Source organism: Lentzea jiangxiensis (genome assembly GCF_900104175.1).
GTDB classification, from domain to species: Bacteria; Actinomycetota; Actinomycetes; order Mycobacteriales; family Pseudonocardiaceae; genus Lentzea; species Lentzea jiangxiensis.
The window spans coordinates 125,792-134,705 of the sequence record NZ_FNIX01000003.1 but is presented as its reverse complement, the minus strand read 5'-3'; the positions used below and the strand labels follow the sequence as shown (position 1 = coordinate 134,705).

Genomic DNA, 8,914 nt, shown 5'->3' with positions numbered 1-8,914 from the left:
ATCCGGCTGTCGCGACCGCGTTCAGCGGTGCTGTTCCAGAAAGGCGGTGACGACGCGATCCGGGATCCGGCCGCGGTCGGAAATCGCATGACCGTTTCTGCGTGCCCATTCTCGGATCGCTCGTGTCTGTCGTCTCGGATGCGCTTTTCCGGACTTCGCGTGGCCGGAGTCGGTCGTGCGCCGATCGCCGATCCGGCGGGCCTTGACGACGAAGTCCCGCAGAGCCGCCCGTAACCGGCTGGCGTTGTGCCCGTTGAGATCGATCAAGTAGATCACGCCGTCCAAACCGAAGTGCACTGTTTCGAGCTCTTCTTCCGACGAGGTGCCGTCCAGGTCGTCGACGAGGTCGTGGTGCTTCTTCGCCATTCAGTGTCTCACAGTGATAGGTGAAGAATAGAGCGGACGATTCAGCTTAGCAGTGTCGAAGTGTTTGCTGCACGGCGTGGGGTGTTGTTTCCGTGCTCGCCTTTTGGTTCTGCTTCCGCAAATGTCTGACCCGGATGGAAATCGCGTGCGCCGGGGCTGATCGCCGGGATGCGGGGGCTGGGTCGCCTCCCCGTGCCGCGTCCGTAGCAGAATTCGACGAACCGCAGCCCGACAGCGAGGACGAGTGATGGGACCGCTGACCTTCAGCGACGACGAGGACAACCGGCAGGAGTGGCTGCCGGACGCCGAGAGCTTCCTGCAGGCCCGTTCGGCGCATCTCAAACAACGAGCGCCACGCGGTGCCGCGGAGCCCGGACGAGGTCGTGACGAGGAGCTCCGATCCGAGTTCGACCGCTCCGTGCTGCGGAAGACCCATCCGCGCGAACTGCGCCGCCGCCTGGAGGTCCTGACCCGCATCGACGGACGCGAGCCGATCACCACCTCCGGCGTCACCCACTACGGCTACGGCACCGGCGACACCGTCAACGCCTGGTTCACGGCCGACGGTCGCGGCCTGGTGCTGACGTTCGACCGCTCCAGCGCTCTCAGTTCCACAGTGGACACTCGCGCCCAGGCGGCGCTGTACGACGGCGTGCCGGCGGATCTGCTCGCCCTGGTGAGGGACGCGCCGGAAACAGGCACGACGCTCAACGTCCCGCATCCGACGGCGGCACGCTGGTGGCCGCCACCGGGATCTTCACCTTCTCCGGCCCGTGCGCGATGGCGGACGGCCTGGTGGCGCGCCTGCAGGACGACGGGCTGGGCATCGAGGCCACGGGGGTCGGCCGACTGCTCGAACACTTCCTCGCGTCGCGGGACTTCACCACCGAGGCGGTCGCGGAGGCAGGGCGGTGGTGGAGCCGGGAGGACATCGCGAAGGGCTTCGCCGCGACCCCCGCACCGGACGACCCGCAGGCCGCACCACTCGACCGCGAGGCGCTGACCAGCTTCTGCGAGGTCTGGGCCGACTGCGGGTACAACGACCGCTGGGACGTGCACTACGTCCTGTTCGACAGCTGCACGCTCGAAGAGGCGGGTCCGGACCGCGACGACCTGCTGGAGCTGGTCCGGACCCTCGGACTCGAGCGCGTCGACGCCCCGCCGGGAGCGGCCACCGGTGAGGTGTGGGTCCGCACCGACCCCCGCATCGACGCGGAACTCGGCAACTGGTCCTGAGGGGTGGCCGGCCGGGGCGGCCTCTGACCAGTCCGTTTGAACGCGCGGGAATCGCTGATCGGTGCGAGTCTGGACGTCGTCGACCGCGGCGGGAGCCAGGGAGGCCGATCAAGACGGTGCCGTCACGCTGACGCGCACTCTCCCGGGAAGATCAACGGCTTGCTTCGGAAGTGGTGGTGCACGATGACGGACAGGCCGGGCGGCGGCATCTCACACCTGCACATCGAGACCGTCGACCACGACGGCGTGGTGGTCATGGTGGTCAGCGGTGACATCGACATCACCAACGTCAACCAGGCGCGCGTCGCTGTCGAAGAGCAGATGAACCACCACCCCGAGGGCATCGTCGTCTGCCTCGCCGTGGGGTTCTTCGCCTCGACAGGACTGTCGCTGCTGGCCGAGGCCAACCAGCGCGCCCGGCTCGCCGGGATCGGGTTCGCCGTCGTCGCGCCCGGACGCACCACCCGGCGCGCGCTGGAAGCCACCGGCCTGGACCAGGTCCTCCTGTTGCACGAGACCGTGCCGCACGCGGTCGAGGCGCTGCGCACCTCGTCCGCGGCGGAACAGACCATCCTGTGACCTGAGGTGGGCCATCGGTCGTCAGCCGGTTGTGTCCGATGTGGCGTTTCGGGGTGAACACCACCCCGGCCGCTCCCGCCGGGGTCCGGGGTGCTCAGGACGGTCGTGGTGAGAGCCAGGTGCCGGACCAGCGGGTGATGAGCGGTCCGGTCGTGGCGAGGATGAGGACGTACGCCGTGACGACGGGTCCGAGTTCGGGGCTCGTGGCGCCCGCGAGGCTCATGATCACGATGGAGAACTCGCCGCGGGCGATGAGGGCGGTGCCGGCGCGGAGGCGGCCGCGTGGGGCTACGCCGTCGCGGCGGGCGGCGTACCAGCCAGTGGCGATCTTCGTGAGGATGCCCGCCAGGGCGAGTGCGGCTGCCGCGGGCAGGGCTGGGAGCAGCTGGGCCGGGCTGACTGCGAAGCCGATGGCGAGGAAGAACGCGGCGGCGAACAGGTCGCGCAGGGGCGCGAGGACGGCGCGTGCTCGTTCGGCCGTGGCGCCGGTGAGGGTAAGTCCGACGAGGAAGGCGCCGACCGCGGCCGAGACCGACACGAGCTCGGCGAGTGCCGCGACGACGAGGGTGGTGCCGAGGACGCGGAGCATGAGCTGTTCGTCGTCGGGGTGGGCGAGCCAGCGGTTGACGTGGTGGCCCCAGCGGTGAGAGGCGGTGAACGCCGCGGTCACGCTGGCGATCGCGATGACCACTCCGACCAGCGCCTGCCACCAGGTGCCGCCGGAGGCGAGGACCACGAGCACCGGGAGGTAGATCGCCATCGCGAAGTCCTCCATCACCAGGACGGCGAGGACCGCCGGTGTCTCGCGGTTGCCGAGACGGCGCAGGTCGCTCAGCAACCGCGAGATGATGCCGGAGGAGGAGACCCAGGTAGCGCCTGCGAGGGCGAGGATCCCGGGCCACGGCAGGCCGAGCAGCCATCCCGCGATCAGCCCCGGCGCCGCGTTGAGGACGAGGTCGACCAGTGCGGACGGGATGTGGTGGCGCAGGCTGTGGGTGAGTTCCGCGGTGGTGAACTCGAGCCCGAGGGTGAGCAGGAGCAGCACGACGCCGATGGAGGCGCCGGCCTCGACGAAGTCACCCGCGGCGGGAACGGGGGCGATGCCACCGTTCCCGAGGGCGAGGCCGGCGAGCAGGTACAGCGGGACGGGGGAGAACGACCACCGTCTCGCGGCCGCGCCGAGCACGCTGAGCCCGACGAGGATCACGCCGAGCTCGAGCAGCAGCGCGAGAGACGTGTGCACCGTCAGGCCTCGATGATCCGGCGCACGCCGTTGATGCCGTCGTGGGTGCCGATCACCACGAGCACGTCGCCCGCCCGCAGCACTTCCTCGGGCAGCGGGGAGGCGATCACGTCCTCGCCGCGCACGATCGCGACGACCGACGCGCCGGTGCGGGTCCGGGCACGGGTGTGGCTGAGCGGTTTGCCCGCGTGCGCGGACGCGTCCGGTACGACGACCTGTCCGGCACTGAGCCCCGGCACCTCCCTGGTCAGGTCGGCGAACCGCTCGGCGATGCGCGGCGCGCCGAGGATCTCGGCGACCGTGTCGGCCTCGGCGGTGGTGAGGCGGAACAGCGGTTGCGCCTCGTCCGGGTCGTCCGCCGCGTAGCGGATCACCTCGAAGTTGCCCTCGCGGCGCGCGACGATGCCGATGCGGTCACCGTCGGCGTTGGTGAACTCGTAGCGCAGACCGACGCCGGGCAGCAGTACCTCGTTGACGTCCATCCGGTCATCATGGCAAGCCGGGACCTGCCCGTACCGCAGGGCTTTCCGGACACTTCTCGATCACGTCGAGCTCGGCCTGCAGCACCTCGGTGAGCACGAGCAGGTCGGGCGCGTGCTCCTGCCGCCCCAGTCCCGTCCGGACTGCGACCCGTCGTTCGTCGAGTCCACCTGGGGCGACCGGCGGCACGACCACACCTTCGCCGCACCGTCCGTCGCACGGCGTCGAAGGGCGGCAGTCCGCTGATCCCGGCGTTCGCGGTCGACCGCACCGACGTCGTCCTCGTCGAACTCACCGGCTCATGCGCGCGAGCAGGACTGGCGCTCGTCGGACCCGATCAGCAGTTCGGACACCGGGCGTCGCGGGGTGGGGCGGGATCGGCGTGCCGCAGCCCAGCCGCAGCACGGTCTGCGGCACGAGCTTCCCCCCAAAGCGCGGCGCAGGCGGTGCTCGTCGTCGATCTTGACCGTGCCACCGCGGCGCACCACGGCGAGTGCGCCGGGCGCGTCGTGGCCGGGCAGCATCGACACCAGGGGACGCACGCCCATGCTCTGCAGAGCCAGCCTGAGGTTGAACAACGCCGCGCCGCAGGACAGCCGCAGCTCGCGGTTCTCCGGGTCGGTCGCCGCCAGCTTGCGGCCCGGGTCCGGGTGCAGCTCGATGCGGTCCCGCCTCACCTCGAACCGCCAGGGCTGGGTGTTGTGGACGGAGGGCGCGAGCGAAGCGGCCACGAGCGCCTTCTCGATCTGCTCCGGTCCCAGCCCGAGAGCCGCCGTCACCTGAGCCATGTGTTCACCTCATCGTGTTGCCTGGTCCAACGTGCTGTCCTCCACCTTCCCCGCTGCGCCGGGACGGCCCCACCGTCCAAGGTCCCGGCTCGACCGGGACTGCTTCGTGCCGTCGCGGCGGCATGAAAAGCTTGATCCATGGATGGACAGGAGGCCCCGGCGCGAAGCCTGCTGGGCGGTCTGCGGCTGGACGAGCTGCTCGACGAGATGCGGGACCGGCTCGCTGAGATCGGGTCGACCAGGGACAAGATGCAGAGCCTGCTCGACGCGGTGCTCGCCGTCGGCGCGGGTCTGGAGCTGGACTCGACCCTGCAGCGCATCGTGCAGGCAGCTGTGGAGCTGGTGGGCGCCCGCTACGGCGCGCTGGGGGTGCTCGGGTCGCGGCACAACCTGTCGCAGTTCGTGTACGTGGGCATCGACCCGGAGACCCGCTCGCACATGGGTCACCTGCCGGAGGGCAAGGGCCTGCTCGGGCTGCTGATCAAGGACCCGAGGGCGATCCGGCTGCACGACATCAGCGAGCACGCGGCGTCGGTCGGCTTCCCGCCCAACCACCCGCCGATGCACAGCTTCCTCGGCGCTCCCGTGCGGGTGCGCGACGAGGTGTTCGGCAACCTCTACATGACCGAGAAGACCGACGGCGGCGACTTCACCGCCGACGACGAGGTCGTGCTGGAGGCGCTGGCCGCGGCCGCCGGTGTCGCGGTCGAGAACGCCCGCCTGTTCGAACGCTCGCGCATGCGGGAGCGGTGGCTGGAGGCGACCGCCGAGATCAACGCCCAGCTCCTGGCCGGTGCGACCGCCGAGGACGCGCTGCGGTTGATCGTGCAGCGCGCGGTCGAGCTGGCGGGAGCCTCCTGGTCCGCGGTCCTGCTGCTCGAGGGCGACGAACTCCGCACGGCGGCGCACGCGGGTAACGAGGCCGGTCCCGGCCGGTTCGCCGCCGACGCGCCGGTGTTCGCGGAGGTGTTGGAGACCGCCGCGCCGGTGATGCTCGAGGAGGCGGGTGAGCAGCTCGGCGACCTTCCCGGTCAGGCTGGTCCCACCGTGGTGGTGCCGCTGCGGGCGGGCACGACGGTGACCGGTGTCCTGCTCTCGGTCCGGGAGAAGGACGCGACCGCGTTCGGGGCGGACCTGATGCCGTTGCTGGCGTCGTTCGCCGACCAGGCCGTGGTGGCGATCGAGTTCGCCGAGAACCAGAACGCCCGGCGCATGGTCGACGTGCTCGAGGACCGCGACCGGATCGCACGGGATCTGCACGACCACGTGATCCAGCGCCTGTTCGCGACCGGCATGAGCCTGCAGGGATCGCTCACGTGGGTGACCCACCCGGAGGTCCGCAGGCGGGTGCAGAAGGCGGTGAACCAGCTGGACCAGACGGTGCTGGAGATCCGCACGTCGATCTTCGACCTGCAGGCGGACTCCGGTGACACGGGTTTGCGCAGGCGCTTGCTGGACATCGTCGCCGAGCTCACCGAGGGTGCCGAGCTGACGCCCGCGGTGCGGATGTCGGGCACCATCGACAGCCTGGTGCCCGACTACATCGGGGAACACGCCGAGGCAGTGGTGCGCGAGACCGTCAGCAACGCGCTGCGCCACTCGCGCGCGACGGAGCTGACGCTGACCGTCGAGGCGGGCGATTCCCTGATCATCTCCATGGTGGACAACGGCCTGGGCATGCCGGCCGAGGTCGCGCGCAGCGGCTTGCGCAACCTGGAGCAGCGTGCGACCGCGCTGAACGGCGTGCTCACCGTCGGCGGCGAGCCGGGCGGCGGCACCCGCGTGACGTGGCGGGTGCCGCTGGACTGACCGCTCAGCCGGTCTCGTTGTCGTGGGTGGGCTTGCGCAGCTGGGAGGCGAGCACGGCGGCCTGGGTGCGGCGTTCGAGGCCGAGCTTGGCCAGCAGGTGCGAGACGTAGTTCTTGACGGTCTTCTCCGCGAGGAACATCTTCTCGGCGATCTGCCGGTTGGTCAGGCCGTCGCCGATGTAGTCGAACACGGTCCGTTCCTGCTCGGTGAGCGCCCGGACGGGGTCGCCCTGCTCGCGTTCGCGGCGGATGCGGTTGAGCAGCGCGGCGGTGGAGCGGGCGTCGAGCAGCGACTGCCCGGCCGCGACGGTCTTCACCGCGGTGGTCAGGTCGGTGCCGAGGATGCGCTTGAGCACGAACCCCGACGCGCCGGCCATGATCGCGTCGAACAGCGCCTCGTCGTCGGTGAACGACGTGAGCATCAGGACGTTCAACTCGGGCAGCCGCGAACGCAGCTCGCGGCACAGCTCGATGCCGTTGCCGTCGGGCAGCCGCACGTCGAGCACCGCGACGTCCGGGTTGGCCACCGGGATCAGGGTGAGCGCCTCGGTGACCGAGCCCGCCTCGCCCACGACCTCCAGGTCGGGGGAGGCGCTGAGCAGCTCCCTGATGCCGACCCGGACGACCTCGTGGTCGTCCACCAGGAAGACTCGTGACACCACTTGCGACCCACCTCTCCTCAACCGTTCCACGATCACGATCTCTTGTGGCGAGCGGCCGCACACAGGGACCAAAGACCCTGTTCCCGGGGAACGAGGTCCTCCGCACCCGGCTGGACTCCTCGCCATCCGATCAGCTGCCCGTCCAGTATGAGCGGTGTGGAGCCGGTGTGCGCGGGCCTCTGCGGAGAGTCCAAGTGCCCATTGCGGAGGGGCACGTCCGCTCTGCCCCCACGGCACCACGCGGGGAATCGTCAACGCATGCGATGGAACCCAGCAGAGGCCGCGGGAGTCGTCGAGGCGGCCGGTGAGGCGCCCGTGTACAGCGAGGACCGGCCGTGGTCGCTGGAGCTGCACAACCGGTCGGTCTACCTTTTCGCGAGGGGACACACGTCGGAGCACGATCCGCTCGGCTTCGACCGGTTGCTGTCGTGCGGCGCCGCTCTGGAACACGTCGTGCTCGCCGTCCGGCACGCGGGCTGGCACCCGCACGTCGTGTTCCCGGCCGATCAGGCGAGTCCCGACCTGCTCGCCGTCATCCGCGCGGACCGCCGTGAACCAGCGGATCCGCAGGACCTCGACCTGCACCGGGCGATCCGCCTCACCGAGGCCACCGGCGCGGGCGACGCCCGTGCACTGGGATGGGCCAGCCACTGGGTGGGAACGGAGCTGCGCGCGCTGGGCGAGCACGAGCTCGTCGTGATCACCACCGGCGATCGCCGTCCGGACCACATCCGGGGTGGTGCCGCGTTGCAGGCGGCGGTGCTGGCGGGCCGCAGCACCGGCGTGGCGGTGCGACCGGTCGTCCACCTGGTGCACCGGCGCGAATGGCGGGCCGGCCTGGTCGAACGGCACGAGCTCGCCGGATTCCCGCAGGCGCTGGCCGTCGTCGGTGCCACCTCGTGGCGCTACAAGCGTCCCGGCACAGGTGACGGAGTTGTGGTTCCGTGAGTGAGTTCGAAGACTGCGGTCAACGTCCGTTCGGGCGCGACGTCACGACTGGCGTCACTGGTGCACGCGCTGACGCTCGCCGTGATCATGCTGGCCGCGGCTCCGCTGGTCGGGCGCATCCCGTTGGCCGTGCTGGCCGGTGTCCTGCTCGCCACCGCGGTGAGGATGGTCGAGGTGGGATCGGTGCGGGTGCTGATGCGTGCGAACCGGTCCGACGCGGTGGTGCTCGCCCTCACCGCGGTCGCGACCCTGGCGCTGGACCTCGTCACCGCCGTGATCATCGGCCTCGTCGTGGCCGGAGCACTGGCGCTGCGAGCCGTCGCCAGGTCCGCGCGGATCGACGTGGAACCGCTGGAAACGGGCGATCACAGCGAGGAGGAGCGGGAGTTGCTCTCCGAGCACATCGTCGCCTACCGGCTGGACGGACCGCTGTTCTTCGCCGCGGCACACCGGTTCCTGCTGGAGCTCACCGAGATCTCGGCGGTCTCCGTGGTGGTCCTGCGCCTGTCGCACGTGTCCACCCTGGACGGAACCGGAGCCCTGGTGCTGCGGGACGCCGTCGAGAGGCTGGAGCACCGCGGCGTCACCGTGCTGCTTTCCGGCGTGTGCAAGGAGCACCGCCGGCAGTTGGAGATCCACGGCGTGCGGATGTTCCCGAGCACGCCCGAAGCCATCGAGTACGCGCGGAACCACCTGCGACGGAACGGAACGTTGCCATGACGCGCTGTCGCCTTGCCCGGATCGTCGCCGTGGACGGAAAGTTCGTTCCCGGTCCTCTGTTCTGTCCACGGACGTGGCGCCAGG

12 protein-coding genes are annotated in these 8,914 nt (G+C 70.5%); 5 read left to right on the top strand and 7 right to left on the bottom strand.

Annotated elements, in window-relative coordinates:
- Nucleotides 1–21: 21 nt before the first annotated feature.
- Together BLQ91_RS11945 and BLQ91_RS41230 are read right to left on the bottom strand one after the other, a co-directional pair.
- Nucleotides 22–366: a histone-like nucleoid-structuring protein Lsr2 gene (locus tag BLQ91_RS11945; RefSeq protein WP_090096874.1), complete on the bottom strand. Its 345-nt coding sequence runs from the start codon at nucleotides 364–366 to the stop codon at nucleotides 22–24.
- Between the two features lie 522 nt (nucleotides 367–888).
- On the bottom strand, nucleotides 889–1,068 hold the full coding sequence (locus BLQ91_RS41230) for a hypothetical protein (protein ID WP_176959698.1): 180 nt from the start codon (nucleotides 1,066–1,068) through the stop codon (nucleotides 889–891).
- A 36-nt stretch (nucleotides 1,069–1,104) separates the two neighbouring features.
- Here BLQ91_RS41230 and BLQ91_RS41225 point away from each other — a divergent pair, with 36 nt between their 5' ends.
- Both BLQ91_RS41225 and BLQ91_RS11935 read left to right on the top strand, forming a co-directional pair.
- Nucleotides 1,105–1,602 (top strand): hypothetical protein, encoded by a 498-nt coding sequence (locus tag BLQ91_RS41225; protein ID WP_176959697.1) that lies wholly within the window; start codon nucleotides 1,105–1,107, stop codon nucleotides 1,600–1,602.
- 183 nt (nucleotides 1,603–1,785) lie between these two features.
- Complete coding sequence (locus BLQ91_RS11935; RefSeq protein WP_090096873.1) at nucleotides 1,786–2,181, top strand: STAS domain-containing protein; 396 nt, start codon at nucleotides 1,786–1,788, stop codon at nucleotides 2,179–2,181.
- A 94-nt stretch (nucleotides 2,182–2,275) separates the two neighbouring features.
- Here BLQ91_RS11935 and BLQ91_RS11930 read toward each other — a convergent pair whose 3' ends face one another.
- The 4 genes from BLQ91_RS11930 to BLQ91_RS11915 all read right to left on the bottom strand — a co-directional run bounded on the left by BLQ91_RS11930 (nucleotide 2,276) and on the right by BLQ91_RS11915 (nucleotide 4,692).
- Entirely contained in the window at nucleotides 2,276–3,424 is a 1,149-nt protein-coding gene (locus BLQ91_RS11930) for a cation:proton antiporter (protein WP_090096872.1), read from the bottom strand.
- Between the two features lie 2 nt (nucleotides 3,425–3,426).
- Nucleotides 3,427–3,906, bottom strand: a complete 480-nt coding sequence (locus tag BLQ91_RS11925) for a cation:proton antiporter regulatory subunit (protein WP_090096871.1) — start codon at nucleotides 3,904–3,906, stop codon at nucleotides 3,427–3,429.
- A gap of 7 nt (nucleotides 3,907–3,913) precedes the next feature.
- Nucleotides 3,914–4,093 (bottom strand): hypothetical protein, encoded by a 180-nt coding sequence (locus tag BLQ91_RS11920; protein WP_143022608.1) that lies wholly within the window; start codon nucleotides 4,091–4,093, stop codon nucleotides 3,914–3,916.
- A gap of 110 nt (nucleotides 4,094–4,203) precedes the next feature.
- Nucleotides 4,204–4,692 (bottom strand): nitroreductase family protein, encoded by a 489-nt coding sequence (locus BLQ91_RS11915; RefSeq protein ID WP_143022607.1) that lies wholly within the window; start codon nucleotides 4,690–4,692, stop codon nucleotides 4,204–4,206.
- A 138-nt stretch (nucleotides 4,693–4,830) separates the two neighbouring features.
- On the opposite strand from BLQ91_RS11915, the gene BLQ91_RS11910 reads away from it, so the two are divergent.
- Entirely contained in the window at nucleotides 4,831–6,501 is a 1,671-nt protein-coding gene (locus tag BLQ91_RS11910; RefSeq protein ID WP_090096869.1) for a sensor histidine kinase, read from the top strand.
- A gap of 4 nt (nucleotides 6,502–6,505) precedes the next feature.
- Here BLQ91_RS11910 and BLQ91_RS11905 read toward each other — a convergent pair whose 3' ends face one another.
- A complete protein-coding gene (locus tag BLQ91_RS11905) occupies nucleotides 6,506–7,162 on the bottom strand; it encodes a response regulator (protein ID WP_090096868.1) in 657 nt (218 codons plus the stop codon).
- A gap of 258 nt (nucleotides 7,163–7,420) precedes the next feature.
- Here BLQ91_RS11905 and BLQ91_RS11900 point away from each other — a divergent pair, with 258 nt between their 5' ends.
- Both BLQ91_RS11900 and BLQ91_RS11895 read left to right on the top strand, forming a co-directional pair.
- Nucleotides 7,421–8,110, top strand: coding sequence for a hypothetical protein (locus BLQ91_RS11900; protein ID WP_143022606.1), 690 nt, complete (start codon nucleotides 7,421–7,423; stop codon nucleotides 8,108–8,110).
- The gene (locus tag BLQ91_RS11895; protein WP_342670633.1) at nucleotides 8,111–8,830 is read left to right on the top strand and encodes a SulP family inorganic anion transporter; all 720 of its coding nucleotides are present in this window, start codon (nucleotides 8,111–8,113) and stop codon (nucleotides 8,828–8,830) included.
- The last annotated feature ends 84 nt before the right edge of the window (nucleotides 8,831–8,914 follow it).